Raw genomic sequence first — 25,500 nt, 5'->3', positions numbered from 1 at the left:
ATTTGTTTAATGAGACAGTGATGCGTAAAATTTTGAGCAGTAATTCGGCTATATCGAATTTACTGCATTCGACAACATGTTCTTATAGCTCTCTATGATCAGCTGCGGACCGACGATTCGGATCTTTCCGTTAAATCCGAAGACCCAGCTGTAGAAGGTAGTGCTGGCACATACATTGACCGTTGCTTTGAAATGATCATCATCAGCGACTTCTACATCGAAATCAGCACCAAAGTTGTCAATCAAATACTTCATAACCGACACGTGGCAATATAGCTGCACAGTAATCGGTTCATCGGTATCATACATACGGAAAACATGCTTGCTATAGTCAGCAGGATTATACTCTTCAGGCGGCATCACTGCAATCTGGTTGAGAATACTGGGCTGCTCAGCAATACGATCCAATCGGAAATTCCTCATTTCCTGCCGCTCATCGCAGAAGCCGCGCATATAGTAGTAATCTCCGTCCCAGATCAACGTATACGGACTAACCGTATACGGCTTTCCGTCATTGGATATGTACCGCTGCTTTGTCACATCAAAATCCGTGTATCGAAAAGATATCTTCCTTTTTGTGTCAATAGCAGTGTTGATGGAGTCAACGATATAATACCCGTTTTCATTATCCGATTTTGCGCGACCAGTAACGTAAATATGTCGGCGGAGCTTTGCGGCATTCTGAGAGTTCGTCAGCGTGAGGAGCTTTGCTATCAGTTCGTCGCTCTTTCTCTGTGTGATGAACTTGGAGGACGAAATGGCATCCACAAGAATCTTGAGTTCCGGCAGCTCATAAATGTGCCCATCATAATAATACTTATTCTGCGTAGACTCGTAGTGCTCAATATGAAGGCCGCAATCGTGTAGCATAGCAAGATCATCACTGATGGTATTCCGGGAGACCTTCACCGAATACTCTTCTTTGAGGATTTTCATCAGTTCAGCCGTCGATAATGTGTGTTCTGCGTCGGTATTCCGGACCAAATGCTGATATAGATATAGAATTCTAAATTTCGTGCCGTTTTCCATGCTTCACCTCTATCATAGTTCAATCCGCCGATCTTGCGATTAAGACCCTACATATTGTTTTATTCGCCTGAAGATTGCATTTGGACGCCTTACTAATTCACGTACTGTACATGAGTTAACAAGAATATTTTCATCGAACACATGAACATTATTCTTAATGACAGAAAAAAGATATTGTGAATATCACTGAATTTTCTTTTTCTACCATTTAGTATCAAATTACTTCCTTAAATACTTTAGCGAAGAGTAACTTGGTAAATAAAGCATCTACTTGCTTTGCTAAAGCCTTCGAATGAATCTGAGCGCCTAACTCTATGTTTCCTTCTTGCCCATGATAAGAAAGATTCGCAGAAGTAATTAAGGTCTCTTTTTGATCCACAGAAATAACTTTCGCATGTAGCGCCGACATTTTATCTTCTTGTTTCGGATAATTAAAAATTCTCAGAAACTTTCCTCTATAACTGTATAAGCGTTCGAAGATTTTCTGATTCTCAATATCATTCACAAAGAACTTTACTAGAACACCTTCTTGGCTCTTTCGAATGACACAATCAATTAAGTCATTAAAGTAATCAGAAAGCGAGTACCCTGTAATTAAAATACTGCTCGTTGCACTTGTGAGCATAGTATTTACAGTTATCTTTGTTGGCTTTGTTTTTAATGCAAAAGAGGGGGGAGCGGTGATGACCAGATCTGCGCCGTCATGATCACTCTCCGCTGCCGCTGAAATCATCGCAAAAATTTCTAGAGCTTCTTTTTCAGAAATCGTCGGAAATTTTTTTTGAATGGATTTAATGGACGCATTGCTCCCCCGAAGTGCATCTGTAAGTATCTGATTCAATAAAATATCTAAACTTATGCTTCCAGTTGACATAATTCATCCACCAATACCTTAAAGTATGCCTGATTCTCTCTACCATCAATGGGTACAATAAGGCCACGATCCAGCATACGATTTCCATTTTCACATGCTGTTTCAGAAACCATACAACAGGAGTGACAGGCTGCGCCATTCGCATTATTTCCGGCGGGAATGTTATTTGAACATTCTGGATCGTTTGTGCAAACCAGGGCCTCTTGGAACGCGTCCTTCATTAAGATAATCAATTGGTCAATATTACCAAGCTCAACAAGGCCACCAAGAGAGCCTTCTTTATCCGCACTTCCGGTATACAGCAGTATTCCGGACATATCATCACCAAAGTAAATACGCTCTCGAATTGCCGATGAAGAATATCCGGAAGACATAGACATCTGCTTAATTAACAAATGAGCAAAGGTGTGCATTAATACATAGCGAGCATCTCTCAAAGTGGTAACTATCCACTCTTTAGATTCACAGAAATCCCTATAACACTGAGCGTATTTCTGTGAAAGATCTGTGAGCCCAGAGTTGCTTAGCCAAGCATCAATAGTATCTTTATTGAACTCAATGAAAACGCCTTCACCATGAACCTCTGCTGCAGGCAACCATTTTTCAGTCTTTCCTTTGTTAAGGTAAACGATATTTGTCTGCTGATCTGCATCAGGATCCGGGGCGTCGACACGTGTAAAACCAAGTAATACGCGAACTTCTCTCAATCTCGTTATACGTATAACTCGCTTGAAATATGGCAGAAGATAATCTGGAAGTGGATCTTCTTCAGCCATAAAATGCTTTTTGTTAGTCGCATACACAGGATCGTCATGGTGAGTAATCGCGTTATACTCCATCTGCTTAATTTCGGTGAATTCTTTAATATTTTCCTGTCTTCTCGCCAATGCAGCATCAAATTCGGCTTTGGTATATGTGCCAAAATAGAGTTCATAAATCTTGTCAACGCCAGCATCACCCATTAATGTCATTGCTAACTCGATATCGCGCAAATGCTCATCGATTAGATTGTAGAGAGGATTAATCCACGGTGGAATGGAAATTGCGCTCCGCATGACTGGAAAATAGACGTTTGATGCACCACGTTGAGACGGTATCATTTCCTTATCACACTTTTGATTTTTATGATTTGGCCTGAACGGATGATGACCTGTGCACTTCATTCCTTCAAAGTTTTCTCGCTGTGTTGCTCCGCTCATGCTGCGACGAGCTCCACAGGAACATTCAACCCACATATCTGCTAGTGTTGAAGTATTGCCTGTAGAGTACATGCGCATAGTTCCTCTACAGGTTGAGTTACCATTATGAACCCACCAATGCCAAGGGAAATCATTCATATGACCGTTTTCACAAATCGTAATAAAACGGGAGGGATACGCCTGTCTGTGACAAGAGGGACAAGTTACGCCAAATTTTAAATACTTATCTAGATCAAAACCATCTCTAACGTCAAAAATTCGGCCACATTTGACGTTAGAGCAGACGTGCATATACGGGAATGATACTACAGGTATATCTCCATGATAGGATGTTCTCGGCATGTAAAAGCAGTCAACATTCAGGTACGATGCAAGTCTTCCATCGATAATTTTCTTTCCTTTTTCTTTCCAGTAATTCAGATCGAGGACGGTAACAGAATCTTTTACAGCATCCACGATAGATCCAGGTCCGAATGTAGTTATCAATTGATTAGGACGAATTTCACCTAACTTATTGTCATCAAACATAGGTTTTTATTCCTCCGTATAATAGAACATATTCGTTGCGCTTTCGACTTCTCGCATAGACCGCAGGGTTGCTTTTTCGAAATCAGTGCATACTTCACCATAGCTGTTCATTAAACGACTATATCTATCGGTCTTAACGACATAGTATCTAAGTCCCTTAGGCTGAGCAGCTAGCAGCTTCCAATTGCTTACAAAATCGTCAATCTCGTGCTCGGCATCCGCTTTAGCAGAAGGCTTTATAATATTTAGGCGGTCCATAATAAGAGCCTTGACATTATTGAGCTGCTCTTCGGTCAGCTGAGAAATCATGCTTGCGCCATTGTTGCCAGCCAAATTAGGATAATGAAGGCGAATGGCAGAAATCACCAAAGCGTGCAGAACGCGATCCCGTGCCCTAGCCGAGAACGGAGTTGCTGTAGTTCCTTCAACAAAACGATATAGTTGAGAATGATATCCGGTAAAATTTTCGTAATGAGACAAATCGCGAGGACGATATGGATTGTAAAGCGTTACGACTAAACCAGGATACGCGCGTCCGATACGGCTAGTAGCCTGAATATACTCAGAGTTCTGTTTAGGCTGACCGGTAACAACCATTAATCCAAGTCGATCAACGTCCATACCAACTGCAATCATATTTGTTGCAATAGCAGTATCCAAGCAATCTTTTGATGTATATGGAACTTCCAACTGGCTCAGCTTCTTTGGGATATCATAAGAAGACATGCGGGATGTAATTTCCACCTTATGATTAAGAAAGCGCTGCTTGCTCATTCCATATTTCTTTTTAATACGCTGTATTCTGTCAGGAATGTCATCCTGAAGCAGTCGTACTGCACCACCAAGCTCTCGGATGCTGTTGTAATACCCAACGAGGCTGTAATAAGGATCAATAAATTTTTTATATTCTTCTTTCTGGGAAAGCTCATATGCACTTTGCAAGATGATGGAGTATGTACGTAGTAAAGCAGTCTTTACAGACTGACCTGGCGCACAAACACCTACATACTTTCTAAAAGGATCTTGGTTTACAGGCACCTCGCGAATATAAAAGCTATCTCCTATTTCAAAACCGTTCGGCGGAAACTGTGCTGTAATACTTCTCCCATATAGACATTTGGCTTGTTCCGATGCGTTTTTGATTGTTGCAGTTGACACAACATACTTTGGTTTAATTTTCTTTGCTCCAAGAGAATAAGAACATAAATCTTCAATTACCGTTTCATAAGCACCATATATTGTTCCCAGTGGGCCAGTAATAAGGTGCAGTTCGTCCTGAATGATTAGTTCAGGAGGCAAGAAAGGCTTTATCTGCGTAAGACTAGATGTTGGAAGTTCCTCTGTCCGGTCATGACGGGAGTGATCAGCTCCAATGGCAACATAACCATCTCGGCTGCATACTCTATCAACACGTCCAAACAGTGCATTTGTATTAACATCCCAAGGTAAACCAGCGAATTTATCTACAGTTGACAAAATGACTGTAGGACACTTAGCATAAATCTCTTCATCTACAAGATAGACGGGAATAGCCTTTTTATCTCTCTCCTTATATTTGTAAAAAACGCATCTCTTATCTGCACAGTAAATATTTACACTTTTTCTTGGTATATCGATATTAAATGTGTATTCTGTAATGTCTTTATTATCGTCAGACTTATGTAAAGATTTCCCACAAAAGGGGCAAGTCAAAAGTTGTTTGTATATAAGCCTCCTTTGTCTCTTGGCTTTTGCATTCTTCTCTGGATCTTCAGGATCTAACTTCAATTCCTTAAACTTATTAGGTGTGACTCCACCTCCAACCCAGAAGCCTATACTGATAGGCTCTTTCCCGTATTTCGGGCATTCTTTTTCTCGAAGCATTTCGGCAGCTATAATCATTTTAGTGATACGATCTCTTTGTTGAGTGGTAAGAAGACGAAGCGTATAGCGAAGTATTGCTGTCACACCACCATCACGATTGTATTCATCATCTTTTTTTGAACGCAATCTTCTATTGGCAATAACAAATGCCATAAGTCCTAGGTATGCTTCAGTCTTTCCACCGCCGGTCGGGAAGTAGAGAAGATCTACGATTTCACGATCATCGTGTTCCGGATCAACAATTGCCATCAAATTCATGAGAATAAATGCAATCTGGAATGGCCTCCAACCAAAGTTATTTTCTGGTTTTCTTGGATCTACAAAATCAGTAAAGCTGCATTCAATGCCCGCACCATGTTTCTTTGAGAAGTTCGTAATATTTCTCTGCAAAATCATAGCACGGTTCATGAAGCAGAACGCCTCAAAGGCAACATCGTCAGCAATCAGTAGCTGAATTCCAGCACGAATTCGGTCAAGTGCCTTTTCACACTTTTCGATGATTGGATGTCCTATTTCACTTTTAAATTTGGGATTGTCCATTTTCGAATTGTGAATCAGTTTCTCTTGAATCCACGAAGCATAAGAATCTGCCAAGACGTTTAATCTAGCAATAGTATCGTCTTTCTTTTTGGTGACAGATAATGTCCGCATTGAGAAATAGAATGGATCAAATCCTTCCAACGCAGCACTTACGCCAGGAAACTCATATTCCGGAATAAATGAAGATGTAATTTCCGACGCACGACCATTCTGATCTGCATTCCAAGTTGCAGCGCAACCACGTCCCCTTCCTAAAATAGGACGCTGGGCAAAATAGAATTCATCAACAGCAAGAATTTTTCTACAAATATGTTCTGCAACAAAAATAGCAGATCCATCCTGCGAATATGCACGCAAATTAACTTGGAACATCATTCCAGCAACATCACTATCGGGATTGTTCCGCTTATTAATGACATATGCTGTCACCAATGTATACCCTTGTTTTAAACTAATTTTGGAAATATGTAGTACTACATTTGAATCACACACGAGTGGATATTCTGCATTCTTTCCAAAGGATCCTAAGTCGACGGTGAAAGTTTCCTTCTGTGGGTGACGAGTATATGTGTTTATACTGATTTCTTTTCCATCTTTATTTGCGGCCTTTTGAGATGCCTTCGAGTAATCGCCCCAAGATATATCCACGTTAAAAATTTTACTTTTGGTTTCTAAATAGAAACTTATACCTATTGAAGAAGGCGTCTTGAATCGATTTGCAAATACAGGCTCGTTATCGTCTTCTTCTCCTGCAGTATAATCTGCATCTCCCTCAAAAGAAGCATCGCCATCGACTTCCTGTTCATTTGGATTCTGATTTTCGCTTGTTTGAGGTGCAAGCATCCCAACTATATACTCGAACCTAGGATTCTGATTCAGAACCTCATTTTCGCAACTTGGGCCCAATAAGTCGGTTTTTAACATTTCGATTACTTGCTGTCGAACCTCTGCGAATTTAATTCTATCTGCCATTTAGTGCCTCCCATTAGAACTTCAGTACAATGTTGATTAGAAGTATCGGATTGATTGCCTGAGCTTGATTAAATTTGTCAATCTCAGCTTGGGCTTCGTCTTGGATTACTTTCTGGCGCTTAGGCATCTCTTTCTGAAATTTGTCCATTCGTTTCTTGGCCTCTGCAGTTTTCTTGCGGATATCCTTTTTTTCCAAAATATCGGTGGCCATCACTTCAGCAAAGATCAGGTCTTCAACTTCTTTCTTAGCCTCATCGAACTGAACTTGCAATTGCTCCAATTGTACGACAACCCAGTTTTCAATTTTTTTCTGGTTATACGTCAGAACAGGAGCAACCGTCTTATCATGTTGAGACTGAACTTCCGCAATTAAACGGTTGTAGATTTGCGAAAATCTTTCCTTTTCAGCCTCCGTCGGGTTAAAGAATCTTACATCCGAATCGTTAGCTTCTTCCAAAGCAGATACAATATCGTCCTCTGAAAAATCGATATATTCACCGTTCTCATCACAGAGTAATAATACGGGAAACAACAGCTTTGCATTGTCCAAAAACGCACCAAGGAATAAAGTTCCATGAGATGCAAATACTCGCTCGCCCCAATTATCAATCTGCCAATAATACAACTTTCGTTCCATCTCTGGTTCAGGAATTTGATTCCAATATTCGACATCACGCAAATATTTATCAATATCTGCTTTGGTTTTTTCCAAGGCTTCGCCTTTTGCCTCTTTGCTTTCTGTAAGAAGAATAGAACGCAATTCTGCAGCTTGGGCATTCTTCCTGATATCCAGCTGACGGTTCAGTGCCGCAAAGGCTTTCCTGACTTCGGTAATATTCCTACAATTCTGATAAATATCTAAAATTCGTTTTTCAAAACTCACGCCAGATTCCAATGCACCAAGTGCAACATCAGACGCGCCAAATACGCCTTCAAACAGCTCGAATTTTTTGGACAAAATATCGTATACCCGTCTATCTGCTTCATTATCGGTATTTAGCAAGTTAATAGCTACTACATCGTGCTTTTGTCCATAACGGTGGCAACGTCCAATTCGTTGTTCAATTTTCTGTGGGTTCCACGGCAGATCGTAATTGATAATGGTACTACAAAATTGAAGGTTTAAGCCTTCAGAACCAGCATCGGTGACAATTAATACTTTCGCATGATACTTAAAATAATCGACAATTGCATGTTTGTACTCTACGCTTTTGCCATAATTTGTTTTCTTGAAGTTTTTTACTTGCCAAGCTCTGAAGATTTCTTTTGTCATGACGTCGTCAAAATCTCCATTGAAGAGGAGAATGTCTTCCTCTCCATACCCGGATTTTCTGAGTTCTGCGGCGATATATTTCTGTGTACGTTTAGATTCGGTAAAAACGACAGCTTTTTCATCAAGTCTCTCGGATAATTGATGTTCAAATGCCGAGGTTAGCGCACTCTTTAAAGCCGTAATCTTGGCATTAGTTTTTATGCTTCGGGATAGTTTAAGGATACTCCTTACAATTTTGAGTTCCGCTTGAATGGCCTGCTTCTTCGCTGCGGTTTCCTCGTCGTCGTATTCATTGAAGCCGTCCTCGTCAATTTCATCCTCAACAAAGCCCCAAAATAAATCAAAGCCTTCTTGAGCATATGCGGATTTTGTCCCTTCATATAGTTTCTCAAGACGTCTCTCGAGAACTTCAAAGGTTTCAATCAGTGCATAACTGGAAGATGCAAGGAGCTTACGGATAACCAAAATAACCAGCCCACGATTGGCTGTGGGAATAGAATACAAATGGTCACATCTAAGGAAAGCATTTGTCGCATCGTAGAGTTCTTTCTCTTCTTGGCTAAGATGAAAATCCACCGTGACACATGTTCTCTTACTAAATGACATATACTTGCCGACATCTCTACGAAGTGTGCGGTACAGTACGGGGCGGAGCTCCTGCTTTAATTCGTCATAGTCTCCGCCTTCAATAAATCGTTTGTGGAATATTTTCTCTGGACCGAAAATTCTTGGATCAATAAAGGATACCAATCCATGCAAATCTGTCAAGGAATTCTGCAAAGGTGTTGCTGTGAGCAGGATTTTAGGAATCCCTTTTGTGAGATCATATAAGTTCTTAGCCCTTTTCGTCCCATGAAAAACGTTCCTAAGATTATGAGCCTCATCAATAATAAGGAAATCCCATTTAACCCGTGGGAATCTCTTAATCAACTTCGACGAATAATCATAGGAAGCTATAACAATGCTTACGCCATCTCTGTCTTCGAGACTACGTTGAATATTGACATGGTCACGTTCAACTGTGTATCGGTCCAGGATAACTGCTTGACGTCCAAACTTCTCAATAAGCTCGACCTCCCATTGTTTTCTTAGCGTTGCTGGAAGGGATATGAGAATTTTTTTAGCGCCTGAATCAATAACGTAATTTAAAACGAGACCGGCCTCTATCGTTTTTCCTAAGCCAACTTCATCTGCTAGGATTATTCCTCCAGTTTTTAAAGCCTGGATAGCCGCACAGAAGGCATTAATCTGGTGTGGATTTAGCTTAATATCTGCGTTCAGTAAGCACTTAAACGGAGACTCTGCCAATTGTTGCTTTTTGTACCAACTATATTGTTCAAGTAGGAGATTGCTTTCCATCGCTTTCCTCCACACTTAGCTCTCTGGCTATTCCTTCTGCAATTCCTTTTGCCATAAGTGCTGGAACTGCATTGCCTATTTGTATAAACTGAGCAGTTCTGGGCCCTTCAAAAAAATAATCGTCCGGGAATGATTGAATACGAGCAGCTTCTCTTACCGTAATAGAACGATGCTGGTTGATATCTGGGTGGATGAAATAATGACCATCCTTAGAAATATGGGCCAGCATGGTATGACAACACGCTTCATCGCCTTCAACAACTTTGAATCGATCCAAAAAGGATTTTCGATTTTTATGTGTCTTCAATTCATCTGGAAGATCGTTGTAATTTAATCGTTGATGGCCATCATTCCAAAGTTCAATTGCTTTCTTATAGATTTCGATGTCACGAGGTTTGTTAGGCCTTGCACAATGATGCGTTAATAAATCGCCCTCTTTACGAATGCCGGTTTCTTTAAGATATTCGCTGGCTTCTGTAGAAGCGTACTCAGTGGACCGTTCGCCTGGACGCAATGAAGGAAGGTCGCTCAAAACATCATTGACTGTCGCTTGAAAGGTCTTCGCCTGAAACTTCGGATAAGAAAGACCACTGTCTTTTAACCAACCGACAATGATCATTCTTCTTCTGTTTTGTAAAACTCCGAAATTTTTCGAGTTCTGTTCGTGGAAGTCAATTTCATATCCAACAGTACGTAATGCTTCCTGAATCTTTGTCCATGTAGCCCCCCCGTTAGCCGATTTGATACCCATAACATTTTCAAAGACAAACATCCTCGGCTGGTACTTTTGCAGAAATTTTGCATAAAGTTTATATAAATTATTTCTTGGATCAGCAGACATTGGGGTTTCCATACGCCTGCTTTGGGCTCGCCCAACTAGGGAATACGCTTGGCATGGCGGTCCACCAATGATAACGTCAACCTTTTCAATGCCTTTTTGCAAAAGGATTTCATCAATTGCATTGAACAGCCCGGGAAGGGTTTCATCAGACATAGTCTCACAACACACCGATTTCAAAAGTTCTGCCGGGATATTCTTGAGATACTCATCTCGAGAAATCTTTCCCTGAATGTAGTCGCGATATATATCTAATTTCCCTTGTTCTTTCAGATAATAGTATCCGGTTCTGGTTTCCAGTGTTCTTGCAGCATACGGATTCATCTCCACATGTGCTACAGGTGAAAATCCCGCTTGAATAAAGCCTTCGGATAGTCCCCCGGCTCCAGCAAATAAATCTATGAAGTTGTATGGAGCCTTTGCAGCATCCGTATGTTCCATGCTTAATTACCTTCCTATACGCAAATTAATCTTCAAAGACACCATCTGTGTCGAAAATGTGATCCAACTCGTCTGTATTGATGGCTGCAAGCACCTTATTCCGGATTAACCCTTTAGCCAATTCAAGCCGCTTAAAACGATTGGTTCCTGCAGAGTCTTTTGCCATACGAATTAACTGAATTCTTCCCATTCGCGTTTCTTGAGATGCATAGTGCGCGAGGCCTTTTGCCTTTCCAAGATTATCTTTAAAATCAGGATTATGGGGTTCCAAAATATCCACAATATATCCTAATTGATCATCTTTACGGATGATAAGAAAGTCAGGAAACATTTCTTTACATTTGCCTTCCATCTCGTATGGAATACGCAGCGACCAAGATTGACGAGAAGGGTTGCGCAGCCAGCACGCATAATCCGGTCGCTTCCGCTCTTCCTCAAGTACACCAAGTTCCCAACTATTCAGCTTAATTCGAGCAACCCCCTCTGCATTCGCAAAAAGGTGATCGTGGAACGCAATTCCTCCGTTTTCGACTTTTGCGCTAATAGTTTCAGGAAGCGTAAAGTTGTGTTTGCTAATCTCATCACCATCAGCAACAATATCACTATATTGCTTTTTGCACTTCTCAGGCTTTGCTGCAATATACATCCGATATTGATCATTCAGTTCATGAAATTTCGCCTCTGCATATTGGTTCAACCGCGCAATACATTCACTGTCAAAGGCAAAGAGAATGCAGTCAATCTTAAATGTATTCGGATTATCGAAATCAATGTACTTTCGACCGTAAGCCAGATGAAATCCGCAACCACCCATCTTTGCATCGGCAGCACGAAGCTGACGATCCAAATCGGTCTCCGATGTTGCAAACAAATCAACTAAGTTCTCCGTTTGTATTGCTTCGCCGAATACATCAAAGATCTGTACGGAAAGCTTCAGTTCCATGACCTGCTTCATCAGGTCATCATATTTGCCTTCTTTGCGAAGAGAATCTACATAGTTGTGAATGAGCTCAGTTACATCATTCTTTACATCATCAATTGCAGTGATACAAATGTTATACTGTGTCAGTAAACCGGCTAAACTCATCAAAGACTTGAGATAGCTATTGATCCGAACTGTACGCACCATATAAGTCAAGTAGCCTTGCTCGTTGATGAATTTCGTAATTCCTTCTCGATCAATAGTTGCAAGCAAAGATGTTTGCGGGACTATGGGCGTTAGTTCAGGTTTAATATTCTGGGAAGCCGTTGTAGTAGTACCAGAAGTTTCCTGCGTAGCTGCAGGGACCTTACTTGGGGCGGCGCCAATATCGTTATCATTCGCTTTCTCTAGTTGCACAGAAGACGTTGCCTGTACAGCTGATTCTGTACTTACAGAATCAGCTCCTTGCATAGATGGTTTTGCCATTAGATCCGCCTGAATGCCAGTCTGATAATCAAAGAAACTCATCTGGCCCGGAGCCTGCTGAACTGTTTTCTTTTTGCTTGTATGGACCGTCCATGTATCATAGGTCTGTTCTTCCATGGATTCGCCTTCAATAACGGTTGGGATTTCTCCACCCTCAGTCGCCTGAAGTTCGTCAATAACTTTCTGAACCGTATCTTTATTGAAATAAGGCAAGAACAATCGTACATCGTTCAAGAAGTCGTCAACCATTACATGACACTGCAGAGGAGTACGCACCATTCGTCCCAGTAACTGAGCAATATACGTTGCATCTTCTGCACGGCGGAATGACATCATCGTTTCTGCACGCGGGCAATCCCATCCAGTTGAAAGATTTTCCTTAAACAGAACTACGCGAATACGTTTATCATCTGCAATTTCAGAAGGCTCTACATGCGGAACAGTCAGGCCATGGATTGTTAAAATCCCTGTTGACCCAAAGGTGTGTACCACCTCATGTTCTTTGAAAGTTTCGCCAATGCGTTCCTCAATTTTTGCAATAACATCATCAAGATCAGTATCCGAAATATTCCTTCCAGAACCGGCACAAACTTGAATCACAAATACTGGATTTACATTTGAGTAGTGCTGCTCATAGGTATACTGATACCAGTGTTTACACTTTTCCATCCATTCATCAGTGGCAGCCTGGAGCACCGCCATATCACTATGTTTGGTCGGATCTTCTGGGTAAGTGATAAAGATACGATCCTTCAGTAATCCGGACTGACGGACCTGCGCGGGTGAAATAATAACTTTGTGCAGAGTGGAATTTGTACCTCTACCGACAAGAGTATCAAAGCGCTCTGCGGTTGCGCTCATACCAATGACCACCGGAATGGGGGAAAGATTATACTCGTGACTTCCCTTAATAAAGCGTTGCATAATAGTGGTAGCAGTGCCCGCTTGACGTCCTTGCATTCCGCGATGGGCCTCATCAATAACAAAATACAGACGATCCGACTTTAACTCGGCAGTATTTTCAATTGTTTCCCAAATCGTGTATTGGCGTGTATCGGAGTGGCGGCTCAAATTTCCGGCTTTGCCAAGTTTCTGTGTGTTCAAAAAGTAAATTCGGCCATCTTCCAAGACCTCCATGTCAAAAGATTCGTCTGAAATAACGACACACTGATCCAAACGAATTCTATTTGCCTTTAATTCGATTTTTTGTTTTGATTGCTCATTCAACTGAGGGGAATCGGAAAGCCATACAAAAATGGCATCCGGTTGCTCTGTAAACTGCTCAGACCCAAAGAAAATATCCTCGATAAGAGAAGACATAATGATGGTTTTACCGGATCCTGTAGGTGCCTGCAAAGAAACAACCTGAGGGATTTTCAACATGCGATAATTGTTAAGCGCCATTGCAACGCGAAAACGAAGATCATTGACGGCTTGTTTTTGGAAAGAAAATAATTCGCATATCATTTTAATTTCTCCCCCTATTTAGTCTAAAGTGATCTAGATAATCCCTAAAAAGTTGATACGTGTTTTCTACGTTTAAATCTTTTACCATCGTACGATAATGCACATCATAGTCTGTCGCCAAAAAAACTGTTTGAATTTCAGGGTATTGTTTAAGCTTTTCTCTAAATTCCGCATATGCATTTTCGTTCATAAGAATTGCAAATCTATTTTCTGGTAAAATGAGCATTGTCGGAATCATTTCATTTTCTATCGTTGGGCATGCCCCGATTGCACCAGATTTCATCCAAAAAATAGGAAGCATTTCCTTGAAGTTCATACCTAGTGCAATTGTCGTTTTGTCAAGGAAACCAAGCTGGAAGAAAGCTGCGTTGGTTTTGAACCCATCAGCAATAGGCATCTCCGTTTCCAAATAATTACCCTTCACAGGCTTGCCATTAATATCATGACCTTCAATACTACACACTGTTCTAGGCCATGTAACATATCTTGCAATCCCTAGTTTATTCCATTCCTCATCGCCTTCACAGAAATTCATAGCTCTAAGGCGTTTAGCTTCTTCTTCTGATAATTCATTATTGGTAACCAAAATGCACCGGCGCTGTCCGTTATCACTAGCATTGAGCAAATTGACTGCATGGAGCGTGGTTCCTGAGCCAGCAAAGAAATCCAGAATAAGCGCATCTGGTTTATCAGACACAAAGAAACGTATGGTATCTCTCACAGCATATAATGATTTTGGATATGAGAATCTACCATCTGGCATAAACTGTTTTAATAGTCGAGTGCCATGTTCTGTTGCATCATGCGATTTCCGATTCCATACAGTTTTGGGAAACACTGTCCTTTGCGTTGCATCAACTGGCTCCAGAATTTTTGAACCATCCTCGGCAATGCCTGTAACCAATATTTCACCTGACACAATTCTCTTCTGATCTCCTTGGCGAACATATTGAATATTCCATCTGTTTGTTTTTTTGTCATAGGTTCCAACACGCAGAAAGCCGTTTTTGAGCAGCTCCTTTGTTGTTTCTGGAATAGCCCCCCATGTTGCTTCAGAACCATCATCTTTGATTGGAAAAACAGCGATCTGTCCTTCCGGTGAGATAATATTAGCTGCTACCTCATTGGGCGCAAGGGGCTCCCCGATACTAACGATTTTTTTAGAATTCGCATCGATATAGATTGGAAAGAACTGTCCTTTGGTTTTACTTCTTGGGGTACTGGTTCGCATAAAATTAAACCATACACGGCTGATTACGCCGTCAGTCCCTTCTGAGAGCATGTTATCGTTGCTACGCGTTACCCCCATATTTCCAAATCTACATATAAAAATATATTCTTCAACTCTAGAAAACTCATTTTCTCGACTTGTTCCATTTCTACTGATAACGGTTGTTATCATCTGTATATTTGCATGTGGAAACATTTCCTCTAACAAGCATCCTAGATGAAGATATTCTTTCTCATCAATTGTAACTATTAAAACTGAACTCTCCATCTTTAAGAGCCGCTTTGCAATATATAAGCGTTTTTGAATCATGCTGAGCCATTTGCTATGACGATACAAATCTGCTCCATCAACGTAGTCATTGTTATATTTCCAATCTTTGGCCCCGGAGTTATACGGAGGATCAATATAAATGCAATCAACTTGCCCAGCATAGAAGTATTCTAGAAGCTGAAGTGCGTGGTAGTTATCGGATTCAATCAATATATGCCAAAGTTTGGAATCTGGAGCATTGCACACAGAGTCAAGCGGTTTTAGATATGGATATATAGGCTCTCCAAATTCTGCAATACGCACAATATCAGTCAGTGCAAAGTGGACGACCTCATCATGTTGATCGCGCTTGCTACAAATAGCAGTTCCTTCTTCAATTTTTAAAATAACGTAAATAGATTTATCCTCTTTGTTATCCCGACGCATGACATTGCACCCTTTTTTGATTGGCATATCATAAAGAGGAGTGCACTCCGGTAAATGCTCTTCAAAAACCAAACCCAATTTTTTCTGCTTAGAAAGTTTGTTAACTTCTCTTTGAATCCGATCTCTGAGTTCAGCATCTTGAATCTGGCTAATCAAATCGTTTATTGCTGCCATTTTATTACCTCTTATTTTTTATATATCGACCACTCTTTATACGAGCATCTTTAGGACGTTCTGCATCTTCTAGAATTGCCCCGTATGAACCAATTTTCATTGCGCTAGAAATTCTTTCTCCAGAACACAAATCGTTTATCCATCTCGGAGAAATGTTCCATTTTTCTGATATTTGGGTAATTGATAAATATCTCATGTCGTCCCCATTTCCATTCTAGCGCTTATAAACAACCATGATAATTGTACTCTAAACCTCGCGGAAAATCAAATGCTTGCAGCTTCCTGCTGCACAATATTTTGAGCACCTCACTAATTTGCAAGCAATGTTTCCTTGGCCAAGCCCTGCGAAAACTTCGTTCTCCCCAAAGTGAACAAACCGCTTGTTGGGACAATCCCAAGCCCTTATCGATCATCACTTGGTGATGGCTGCGCGTTTCTTTGAAACACTAAAACAGTACAAATAGCAATGCATATTTTCTTAAAAATTGAAGCTTCAAAGTTTAAAGCCCCGCATCAAATGCTACGGGGTCTCCTTTGTGATTTTTATCTATTTGTATATTCAACTCAGCTCATTCTTCCAAAATATGCTGTCAGCTTCTGGTCGCAAATTTGATCGACTTCGGACTTTTCTCGCTTCGTGAGCTTTTTCCACACTGCATCGTCCACCTGTATGATACCCAATGTTTTGGTATGGCGAAGCATTTGCATATCCTCAAATCGTTTAAATGGATTGGCTAGGATATTCCGTTCTGCCTCTTTGTCGGTGTAGCCACCCTTGGCGAAGATGCTGTTCTTCTTCTCTACCACCAGCCCCGCAGCACGGCGGCCTTCGTAGTAGGAACGAAAATACGAAACGATATCCGCCAACTTGATACGCCCCTTATCATCGGCATAGAGCAAAATCGCCTTGATCAGCACAGGCTTGTAGGAATAGCTCATGTCCATCTGGCGAATCATGTCCAGAAACAGCTCCTTGCGGTTGGAGTCGTCGATCAGGGTCCAGCCATATTGCGCCGCATACTTCTCCAGCGTTTCCTCTTTGAAATACTTGAAAGTCCGGTGCTCACTCATGGGAACCACCAAATCCGGCACCAGCTTTCCTTCCCGCACATACCGCTCAATGGTTTCCGTCTGTACATCCACTCGCCGGACAAACTCCATCTGAGAGATCATTCCCTCTGCCTCGTCCTGCCAGTTGAAGATGTCCACCAACTCATAATCCGTGGCATCCACCGGCCAGTCGATCAACGCTTCCGGTTTCTCTCCCTTTGCATACAGCGACGCCTCCGCTGCTCTTTCCGCGGCAGGCGCAATCACCTTTTCACCCGGTCTGTATTCCTTAAGCTTGAACAAACGATGCAGTGATTGGGGCATATTGTATTGGCTGGCGTTGTCCACAAAGTCAAAAACCATCAGGCTTTCTTTGCCCGGGTACAACCGCATACCACGCCCCAGCTGCTGCGTATAGAGCACCCGGGACATAGTGGGGCGTGCCATAAACAGGACTTCCGTTTCCGGGCAATCCCATCCTTCATTGAGCAGGTCGCAGGCACAAAGCACCTGGATTTCCCGGCTGGCAAATCGATCCTGAAACTCTCTACGCTCAGACTGTTTCATGCCGCCGGAAACAGCCGCCGCACGCACACCTGCCTCTCGGAACAACTCAGCAATCTGTTCGGCATGCTTCACCGAAGCGCAAAACACCACCGTGCGCTTATCCCGCACATATTGAAGCCAGGTATCCACGATCAAGCGGTTGCGCTCCGGCACATAAATCTTGCTTTCCAGATCCCGGATATTGTATTGTACACTGTTGAATCGCACCTTGGTCAGGTCAATGTTTGTATGGATACGGATGCAGCGAATGGGCACCAGCTCGCCGATTTCCACCGCTGTCTGAATATCCAGTTTGTGGGCAGTATTCTTGAAAATCTCTAAAATGATTTTCCCGTCATCGGTGCGCTCTGGTGTAGCGGTCAGCCCCAAAGTAAATGCCGGTTTGAAGTAGGACAAAATCTTCTGATATGTATCCGCAGAGGCGTGATGCGCCTCATCCACAATCAGATAGTCAAACGCATCGTCCCGGAACTCATCCAGATGCAGCGCTATGCTTTGTACGCTGGCGCAGACCACATGGGCGTTGGGTTGCTTCATATTTTCCACATATCGTCCCACTGTGACACTCGGCCATAGCTTGCGGAATGTCTCTGCCGCCTGATTCACCAGTTCCTGGGTATGGGCAAGGAAAAGCGTACGTCCGCCACAGTTCTTGGCATCCATGACTGCGGTTACTGTTTTTCCGGTACCGGTGGCGTGATGCAGCAGCGCGATTGTTTCGCAGTTATCCCGCATCGCCTGCAGCGATTTCAGCGCCTCGATCTGGTGCTTTTTCAAATCGAGCTGAGAACCATCCAGTTCCTTGCCGCGCTGGGCGGGGAGATAGTCCTCGATCTCTCGAAACTGCGGATGGCTTCCCAAGAAGATGCGTAGCTCATCCTTTACTCCTTCGGGCTGGACCTGCATCTGCCGTACTGCCCAACGATAAACGTCCCATCCCAGATACACCATGCTGTTTTGCTTGAGGAGATCATCATAGAATTTATCCCGAGACACAAGCTGAGGATTATGGGATGCCTCATCGTCGATTTCGATTGCGATACGGCGTCCTCCATCCTCCAGTACAAAATCCGCATAACGGCTGTCCTGATAAATATCGTAAAAATGGTACTGCGAATACAGGTACTTCGCTTTCTCTGCACCAAACGTCTCGCTGAACAATTCGATAAACAAATCCTCCGCCGCACTGCCTGATGCCAGTTGTCAAGGACTTTTTAATCATATTCAGAAAAAAGTCACATTCTGCGGACTTCCTCCCGGAGCAGACGCTTGATTTTATCCTCCATCGTCTCCTTGCTGGTCTCGCTGAAATGGACACGGACAAGATAGGTAGTCTTGCCGATGGTTCGCTTGAATGTCGGGCAAGGTTCGGTTTTCGCTGTGTTTGTGGTCTCTGTCATAGAAAATCCTCCTGTAAAAAAATCGTTGTGAGAAAAAGAAGAAGGCAAGGCGGCAACTTTAAGGTATCTATAACCACTTTGCCACCTTTGCCTTCTTGACTTATGCCCGGAGATAGCAGACCCATGAAGCACCGTTTTTTTCGGTGACAAGTCGGCTTCCCATCCGGGCTTTTGCTGTTCTGAGGGTACGGGACGATATACCCCTGTCATTGACCGCCTTTTCCAGCTCTGCACTCGGCATTTTCTTTCCATTTGCCAGTAAATCGAGTATCAGGGCTTCTGCCTGTGCGGTCTTGCTTTCGGTCTTGCCTGTGTCCGTCCCGGCAAGCAGCTCATCGGCGGTAATGTCATAAGCTCCCAACCATGCAAAGCCTTTCTCGTCTCCCAGAGAAAAGGCAAGGGACTGTCCCGGTGGGGCAAGAGAGCTTTTCTCATGGATTAAAACCCTTGTGGTGGGGCTATCTTTCAGCTTGCCGATAAAGAGCAGGCTGCGGACTGCCGCCGTAATGTCAATGGAGCCTAACCCCCTGTAAGTGCTTTGTGTTCCGGCAGCTTTGTTCAGGTGTCCGATCAGCACCACGGCACACCCGGTCTCCTGTGCAATCTCTCCCAAACTGCGGAAGATGGGTCGCACCTCGTTTGCCCGGTTCATATCCACATCAGCACCCAGAAACGCCTGTACCGGGTCGATGATAACCAGCCTTGCATGGTTTTCCCGGATTGCCCGTCCCAGCCGTTCATCGGTAAGGGTCAGCGGTATGTCCCTGTCATCAATGACCAGTACCCGGTCAAGGTCAGCTTCGGCTTCTATGAGACGGGGCTTGACGGTATCGCCCAGCCCGTCCTCGGCGGTCTGATAGATGATGTTGAACGGTTCCAGCGGTTCCATATCGGGCAGGGGCTTTCGGTTTGTACAGGCTGCCGCCAGCCGCATGGCAAAGTAGGTTTTGCCCTCGCCGGGGTTGCCCTGGATAATGGTCAGCTTCCCAAAAGGGATATAGGGAAACCAGAGCCATTCCACGCTTGTCAGCTCCACATCTGCCATACGGAGCATGGGAACAGGCTGAATTTCCGGCGGTTCACGCATGGGGATAGTCTCAGCTATGAATTTACGGTTATCTATCTCGCCTTTCTGCCGGAGAACATCATTCCAGTCCTTTCTTGCCGGGACAAGACGGACAACGGGGATTTTATCGGGAATTATCCCCAAAAGCCGCTGACAGGCTTCACTTCCTGCGGTATCGCTGTCCAGACAGAGGAACACTTTCTGTATATCCCTGCGTTCAGAGAGAAAACGCTCCAAAGCCCTGCCGGACACACCGCCCAAAGCAAGGTAGCTGCGGGACTGCCATTCCTGCGGATACAGGCAGAGGAAAGACAGCAAATCAATGGGGGCTTCAAAGGCAAAGAGCTGGTTTCCGTTTCCCACATAGCCAAAGCCATAGGACTTATCCGAGCCGGAAATGTCCTGCCGGAAACTGTCTGCCGTTCCCCGGATATGAGCATATCTTGGAATACCGCTTCTGTCCCTGCCCACAAAGACAGCGTTGTGGTGGCTGCTGTCCTCATAAATATCCCCGGAAAGAAGAAAGGTCTCAACAATCTGCTTGCTGAGACCTCGTGCTTCACAAAGATATTGAATTGTCCTGTCGGCGGTTCTGCTGGGTTTGGGAAGCCGGAACTCCATCGGCGGTGCGGTCTTGGGAGCTTCGCCATGCTCCCCGGTCAGAAGTTCCACAGCTTCGGGAAAACTCTTGCCGTAAAACTCCATGACAAAATCAATGGGATAGCCGCCCTTGCTCTGGCTGTGGCGAAACCACTTGTTGCCCCGGACAGTCAGGCTGTCATGCGCTTTCCAGCGGTATTCTCTGCCGCTTTTGATAAGCTGCTCTCCCTGCGAACGGAGAAAATCTTCCAGACTGACAGCGTTCGCCTTGTCAATCTGTGCTTGTGTATAATTCATCGGTCAATGTCCTCCTTTTTGTGTCGTGTTTGGGGTTGATTTTGGAGCGTTTGTTCCTCTGTTCGCTCGTGAAAACTGCGGGCAGTATCAATCTTCGACTTGATGCTCCAAAGCCGCTGTAAGTCCTCCCGGATGGTCTTAAACTGGGCATAGGTCTCAGAATGGGTCTTTTCCAAAGTGCTGTATTCCTCGGACAGCTTTTTCATATCCACTTTTCCGTCTGGGAACTCCTGAGACAGCCTTCGTCTGGCGGCGTAAAACTGTTTCAGCTCAGCTTCATGCGCTGCCTTGTATGCGGCTCTGGGCTTATCAAACTTGATTTTCTGCAAACCGGCAAACACAGGCTTGAGCCGCTGGAATGTCTCGCTGTCATCAGACAGGCTGCGGATGGCTTTCATACGGGCGTTCTGGCTGTCCAGCGTTGCCTTTAAGCTGTCCACGGTGGTCTGGTGGCTCTGCACCCGGCTTTCCAGATCCGCAAGGGTAGTAATGCCGTTCTCCCGGAGATAATTGAAGGTCTCGTTCATCTCTTTGAGATTGTTGAGTTTACCTTTCTGGGAGTAGGCTTTGGATTTGCGGTAGGCGTAATAGCTGCCCAGCAGAGAAGCCAGGTCTGGGGGCTTGGGCTTATCCAGCTCGGCTTTGGCTTCCTTTATCCAGTCCAGCAGGACGGCGATTTTTCCCCGGATGTCCCGGATAACGGCATTGGTGGCTTTTATCCAGCGATTGAACTCGCCTTTCTCGGTGCGGATGCCTTTTTTCTCCATTGCCCGGACAGTGGCTCCCTCATGGACAGTGGGCAAGAGGTCAAGTCCCTGCCGCTCATAGCTGCGGTGGTCGATACGGACATCAAGCCCTTTCTCGGCAAACTTGGCGTTGCACACATCAGCCCATGCCTTTCGCCAGTATTCCAGCGTTTCCGGGTCTCCCCAGTCTGTTGTGGGAACAGCGTCAAAGAGGAACTTGCCGTTCTGGTCACGGATGCGGTTTCCGTCCTCGTCCAGCCGGTACACTCGGTGCTGCTTAAAGCCCCATGTCCCGTCCGGGTTCATGGGACGGATGGGGCAGAGAAAATGGAAGTGGGGGTTGGGTGTGCCGCCTTCCTCGGTCTCCTTTTCGTGAAACGCCACATCCACCGTCATGCCCCGGCTCACAAAGTTGTCCAACAAAAATTTCCTTGCCAGAGCTATATTTTCCTCAAGGGAAAACTCATTCTGCAAGGAAACTTCAAAGCTGTATGCAAGCTGGGCTTTCTTCCCATGCTCGGCGTGTTCTACGGCGTTCCAGAGGGTTTCCCGGTCGGCAAACTCCCTCGGCGCATGGGGCGGCAGGAGAATTTCGGAACAGATGACGCCTTTCTTTCTGGTGTAGTCGCTGTCCTCGCCGTAGTAGGCGCTGTGGAGCTTTTCCCCGGAACGGTAGGCAGCGGAAGCCACAACCGATTGCCCCTCGCTGCGTTTAATCTGGTCTGCTGTGAAATGGAACAGAGCCATCTTCTGCGTCCTCCTTTCGGCTGACAAAGCTGCGGAGTGTGTGCTGTACCTCCGGCAGAGAAAAGACCATTTCCAGCAGTTCATACATTTCCTGCTTGGGCAGTCCCTTGAACATCGGGGCAAGGCTTTCCACCGTACCGCCGATGTTGCACAGCTCATGGGTGCGCTTCGCCCGTTCGCCTTTCTCGTAATACTGCTTGCGGTTTTCCAGACGGGTCAGCCTGCGCTGCTCTTGAGCAAGCCTGAGTTCTGCCCGTTCTTTCTCCAAACGAAGCTGGTCGAGTGATTTCTTGTCTGGCATAAAAATGACCTCCTTTTCTGAAAATAGGGATAAAAAAAGACCGCTGATTTCTCACACGGCGGTGTAGATCAACGGTCAGTTTTTTGGTATTTAGTTTTGATGGTTTGGTATATAGAAATTTATCTCTTCGTTTTTTTATAAACAGCAATGCCGCATATCAGATAATAAACGCAAAGGATTACTCCCAAAGGTCGCTCAACATCAATGACCTGTCCGGTGTATTGTGTGCTCATATAAATCAACACACCGCCAACAACCAAACCGCCGATGCAGCCGTACCACTTGTTTTTAAGTAGAACAAAAGATGATACGAACATCACAGCAATCCAAAGCCATACCCAAGGGTTAATCGCACCAAAATCTGCCACAAAGCCTAATACAATATATAGCAGTAGCGCAAGTGATGGTGGGACAAAATACATTATTTTCTTCATACATATACCTCAAAAACTTTCGATTTGTCTTTATCAAACTTGCTGGCGGTGAACAGCATTTTATGCTGTTTGCGGACGGCAAGTCCACAGGGGATAGCCGCATAAGCGGCGCAAGGGGGTGTAGCCACCTTGTCGGAACGAAGTGACGGAACATTCTCGGTCTGCCGGTTTTCCTGCTGACAGAGAATGAAGCGCCGCAGGACGCACGAATACTTCCGGCAGGAGAGTATAGAAGTGCGCCCTTTAGTTCCTAAAGGGTTTTGAACTACTCAAGAAACAAGCTCTTTGATGGAGTCCATTCTGTTGCAAGCTCGTCTGCCTTTTCGAGCCAACGTTTGATTCTTTTTTCTGGCGGAACACTCTCACCCCAATATTCAACGAACAAAGCGTCATCCATGCGGAGAGCTGCCGCTTTCATTTCATTTTCTATGAGTTTTAAGGCTCGTTCAATATAGATACCTCCCTCATCATCGTTTTTAGGGTTAGCAACGCTACCAGCAGAAAATAAATCTCGTGCCTGATGGCACAATACGCCGTGATAGGTTAACAGATAGAGTACCATATCATCGTATTTGTTTCGTGACCGCCCTGATTTAACAATGCTTGGGCAAAGCAACGCCGCTTCTGCTCTAAGGTGAGTTTTTTCTTCCGTTGTGAGGTTTGTATAAAGACGTGCCTGAACTGGTGTCGTATGTTCATCTGAATCTTCTTTATCTTCAACCCACCACAAGCGTCCATCGGGATGTATCTTTCTTGCGTAGGCTCTGATGTACTTCATCTTATCCTGCATATCGAGCTTTCTGAAGTCATCATATCGAATACCCATCTGTGCAAATAAGGATTCTTTAACGTCAGCTTTTTCAGAAGGAAGTTCAATTTCAAAACGAGGTACATGGGATGTTCTGACATGAATAACGCTCTGTTCGTACTCGCCCCAGCGTACCTCTGGGACTCCACCCATTTTCCCAAACACTACATAAATATGTTTGACTTCATCAATACGCTGGGTTTCGAGAACGCTATTTGCAATACTACGCCAAGTATCGTTCAGAGTGAATTTTACTTCAACACCATATTCGCCCATTGCAATGTCAGGAAATGCTTGCGGGTGTGGGTTAAAATCAATTTGAAAGGTCTGATTGTCCTTTGTAATTTCACTCAGAACTTCTCGCACACGGTTCTCAAATTGAGCAGAAGTCTTAAATCCCGTAGCTCGGGCTTCATCTGTCAAGTGGGCACAACATATGTTTAATATTTCTTCAAATTCATTTTTTGTCATACTCTATTCTTATTCCCTTCGATAACATTTTTTACAGAATTAGCTATATGCCATGCAAGTACAGGCGGGACAGCATTTCCAATCTGTCTTTCTGTTTCCCGCAATCCGCAAGGGAAAGAAAACGAATCAGGGAAAGACTGAATACGAGCCGCTTCTCGCATGGAAATTCTACGGGGAAGTGCATAATGAAATTGTATATTTCCATGACACTCTGCCCGCATAGTATAGCCAGGACGATTGGCAACTAAGCGGCGGTTTCCTTGCTCTCCACTTACTTTTGCTTTGCTCCAAATATGGGAAAACGCTTTATCTTGCGGATGTTCTTCCAAATCATGTAGTGCTTCGTAGGCTGTGATTGGTGCAAAGACACTTGGCTTTGGAGGAACAAAGTTAGGCAACCCCTTTTTTGTTCCAACAAAAAATACTCGTTCTCTTGTCTGCGGTACACCGTAATCCTCAGCATGGTATAGTTGGTAACTTAGGTTATATCCCAGAGAATTAAAATCTTCAAGTATCTTATTAAGCGAATACTCATTTTGCTTGAGCAACAGACCACCTACATTTTCTGCGATAAAGGCTTTAGGTTTTATTCTTTTTACCGCTTCGACGATATAGGTATACAGGCTGCTTCTTTTCCCATTTACACCAAGCATTTTCCCGTTGATGGAAATATCCTGGCAAGGGAACCCCCCGACAACGATATCTGCCGATGCAGGAAGATTTTCTATCTGTTCCTCAATGTCACCTTCAATGATATAGTCACCGAAGTTTTCTCGATAGGTCTTACAAGCTGCCGGGCTGATTTCATTTGCCCAGATGATTTCAAAACCTGTCTTGGCATAGTGCTTTCCCAAGAAATCAAAGCCGCCTATGAGACCTAAATCCATGCCGCCACAACCAGAAAATAAAGATACAACAGTGATATGTTTTGTTGTTATCCGTCGTTTTGTTGGATATTCTTCCTCACTATCTACAGTCCAATTTCTCCCGATTTTTTTTGCTGTTTTAAGTGCACCACTCTCCGCAAGGCGTCGGAGCGTATCCCCGCTTCTGTTGTGCATTCTTGCGTATTCTGTAAGAGCGATAATCATATAATCACCTCAATCTTATTAGGTTTAATT

General features: G+C 43.9%; 16 protein-coding genes. All 16 read right to left on the bottom strand.

The window, feature by feature from the left end; translation table 11 throughout:
• Positions 1 to 48: 48 nt before the first annotated feature.
• The 16 genes from PH256_RS08275 to PH256_RS08195 all read right to left on the bottom strand — a co-directional run bounded on the left by PH256_RS08275 (position 49) and on the right by PH256_RS08195 (position 25,470).
• Positions 49 to 1,029, bottom strand: coding sequence for a helix-turn-helix transcriptional regulator (locus PH256_RS08275; RefSeq protein ID WP_270913749.1), 981 nt, complete (start codon positions 1,027 to 1,029; stop codon positions 49 to 51).
• Positions 1,030 to 1,243: 214 nt separating this feature from the next.
• Positions 1,244 to 1,903, bottom strand: coding sequence for a phospholipase D-like domain-containing protein (locus tag PH256_RS08270; RefSeq protein ID WP_270913748.1), 660 nt, complete (start codon positions 1,901 to 1,903; stop codon positions 1,244 to 1,246).
• Positions 1,885 to 3,630 (bottom strand): DrmB family protein, encoded by a 1,746-nt coding sequence (drmB, locus tag PH256_RS08265; RefSeq protein WP_270913747.1) that lies wholly within the window; start codon positions 3,628 to 3,630, stop codon positions 1,885 to 1,887. Before drmB ends, PH256_RS08270 begins: the two co-directional genes overlap by 19 nt.
• A gap of 6 nt (positions 3,631 to 3,636) precedes the next feature.
• On the bottom strand, positions 3,637 to 7,005 hold the full coding sequence (gene drmA, locus PH256_RS08260; protein WP_270913745.1) for a DISARM system helicase DrmA: 3,369 nt from the start codon (positions 7,003 to 7,005) through the stop codon (positions 3,637 to 3,639).
• A gap of 13 nt (positions 7,006 to 7,018) precedes the next feature.
• Positions 7,019 to 9,637: a DISARM system SNF2-like helicase DrmD gene (gene drmD / locus PH256_RS08255; RefSeq protein ID WP_270913744.1), complete on the bottom strand. Its 2,619-nt coding sequence runs from the start codon at positions 9,635 to 9,637 to the stop codon at positions 7,019 to 7,021.
• A complete protein-coding gene (locus PH256_RS08250; RefSeq protein ID WP_270913743.1) occupies positions 9,615 to 10,916 on the bottom strand; it encodes a DNA cytosine methyltransferase in 1,302 nt (433 codons plus the stop codon). The genes drmD and PH256_RS08250 overlap by 23 nt, the downstream gene beginning before the upstream one ends.
• A gap of 25 nt (positions 10,917 to 10,941) precedes the next feature.
• A complete protein-coding gene (locus PH256_RS08245) occupies positions 10,942 to 13,791 on the bottom strand; it encodes a DEAD/DEAH box helicase (protein ID WP_270913742.1) in 2,850 nt (949 codons plus the stop codon).
• A gap of 1 nt (position 13,792) precedes the next feature.
• Entirely contained in the window at positions 13,793 to 15,892 is a 2,100-nt protein-coding gene (locus tag PH256_RS08240) for a site-specific DNA-methyltransferase (RefSeq protein ID WP_270913741.1), read from the bottom strand.
• A 564-nt stretch (positions 15,893 to 16,456) separates the two neighbouring features.
• Positions 16,457 to 18,682 (bottom strand): DEAD/DEAH box helicase family protein, encoded by a 2,226-nt coding sequence (locus PH256_RS08230; protein WP_270913739.1) that lies wholly within the window; start codon positions 18,680 to 18,682, stop codon positions 16,457 to 16,459.
• A gap of 62 nt (positions 18,683 to 18,744) precedes the next feature.
• Complete coding sequence (locus tag PH256_RS08225) at positions 18,745 to 18,909, bottom strand: transposon-encoded TnpW family protein (RefSeq protein WP_118657049.1); 165 nt, start codon at positions 18,907 to 18,909, stop codon at positions 18,745 to 18,747.
• A gap of 100 nt (positions 18,910 to 19,009) precedes the next feature.
• Positions 19,010 to 20,872, bottom strand: coding sequence for an AAA family ATPase (locus PH256_RS08220; protein ID WP_270913738.1), 1,863 nt, complete (start codon positions 20,870 to 20,872; stop codon positions 19,010 to 19,012).
• Positions 20,869 to 22,365 carry a MobQ family relaxase gene (gene mobQ, locus PH256_RS08215; RefSeq protein ID WP_270913737.1) on the bottom strand — a complete coding sequence of 499 codons (1,497 nt, stop codon included), beginning with the start codon at positions 22,363 to 22,365 and terminating at the stop codon, positions 20,869 to 20,871. Before mobQ ends, PH256_RS08220 begins: the two co-directional genes overlap by 4 nt.
• On the bottom strand, positions 22,331 to 22,666 hold the full coding sequence (locus PH256_RS08210; protein ID WP_270913736.1) for a DUF3847 domain-containing protein: 336 nt from the start codon (positions 22,664 to 22,666) through the stop codon (positions 22,331 to 22,333). Before PH256_RS08210 ends, mobQ begins: the two co-directional genes overlap by 35 nt.
• A 119-nt stretch (positions 22,667 to 22,785) precedes the next feature.
• Positions 22,786 to 23,100, bottom strand: a complete 315-nt coding sequence (locus tag PH256_RS08205) for a hypothetical protein (RefSeq protein WP_270913735.1) — start codon at positions 23,098 to 23,100, stop codon at positions 22,786 to 22,788.
• Between the two features lie 265 nt (positions 23,101 to 23,365).
• Positions 23,366 to 24,379: a restriction endonuclease gene (locus PH256_RS08200; protein ID WP_270913734.1), complete on the bottom strand. Its 1,014-nt coding sequence runs from the start codon at positions 24,377 to 24,379 to the stop codon at positions 23,366 to 23,368.
• The gene (locus PH256_RS08195; RefSeq protein WP_270913733.1) at positions 24,376 to 25,470 is read right to left on the bottom strand and encodes a DNA cytosine methyltransferase; all 1,095 of its coding nucleotides are present in this window, start codon (positions 25,468 to 25,470) and stop codon (positions 24,376 to 24,378) included. The genes PH256_RS08200 and PH256_RS08195 overlap by 4 nt, the downstream gene beginning before the upstream one ends.
• Positions 25,471 to 25,500: the final 30 nt, after the last annotated feature.

This window comes from Allofournierella sp. CML151 (assembly GCF_027853465.1).
Classification (GTDB): Bacteria; Bacillota; Clostridia; order Oscillospirales; family Ruminococcaceae; genus Allofournierella.
Note: the sequence above shows the minus strand (reverse complement) of the source record. Positions and strands in the feature narration are given on the sequence as shown.

Coding starts and splice junctions, on each gene's coding strand:
- PH256_RS08275 (WP_270913749.1), bottom strand. CDS start 1,029: ATGGAAAACGGCACGAAATTTAGAATTCTATATCTATATCAGCATTTG.
- PH256_RS08270 (WP_270913748.1), bottom strand. CDS start 1,903: ATGTCAACTGGAAGCATAAGTTTAGATATTTTATTGAATCAGATACTT.
- drmB (WP_270913747.1), bottom strand. CDS start 3,630: ATGTTTGATGACAATAAGTTAGGTGAAATTCGTCCTAATCAATTGATA.
- drmA (WP_270913745.1), bottom strand. CDS start 7,005: ATGGCAGATAGAATTAAATTCGCAGAGGTTCGACAGCAAGTAATCGAA.
- drmD (WP_270913744.1), bottom strand. CDS start 9,637: ATGGAAAGCAATCTCCTACTTGAACAATATAGTTGGTACAAAAAGCAA.
- PH256_RS08250 (WP_270913743.1), bottom strand. CDS start 10,916: ATGGAACATACGGATGCTGCAAAGGCTCCATACAACTTCATAGATTTA.
- PH256_RS08245 (WP_270913742.1), bottom strand. CDS start 13,791: ATGATATGCGAATTATTTTCTTTCCAAAAACAAGCCGTCAATGATCTT.
- PH256_RS08240 (WP_270913741.1), bottom strand. CDS start 15,892: ATGGCAGCAATAAACGATTTGATTAGCCAGATTCAAGATGCTGAACTC.
- PH256_RS08225 (WP_118657049.1), bottom strand. CDS start 18,909: ATGACAGAGACCACAAACACAGCGAAAACCGAACCTTGCCCGACATTC.
- PH256_RS08220 (WP_270913738.1), bottom strand. CDS start 20,872: ATGAATTATACACAAGCACAGATTGACAAGGCGAACGCTGTCAGTCTG.
- mobQ (WP_270913737.1), bottom strand. CDS start 22,365: ATGGCTCTGTTCCATTTCACAGCAGACCAGATTAAACGCAGCGAGGGG.
- PH256_RS08210 (WP_270913736.1), bottom strand. CDS start 22,666: ATGCCAGACAAGAAATCACTCGACCAGCTTCGTTTGGAGAAAGAACGG.
- PH256_RS08205 (WP_270913735.1), bottom strand. CDS start 23,100: ATGAAGAAAATAATGTATTTTGTCCCACCATCACTTGCGCTACTGCTA.
- PH256_RS08200 (WP_270913734.1), bottom strand. CDS start 24,379: ATGACAAAAAATGAATTTGAAGAAATATTAAACATATGTTGTGCCCAC.
- PH256_RS08195 (WP_270913733.1), bottom strand. CDS start 25,470: ATGATTATCGCTCTTACAGAATACGCAAGAATGCACAACAGAAGCGGG.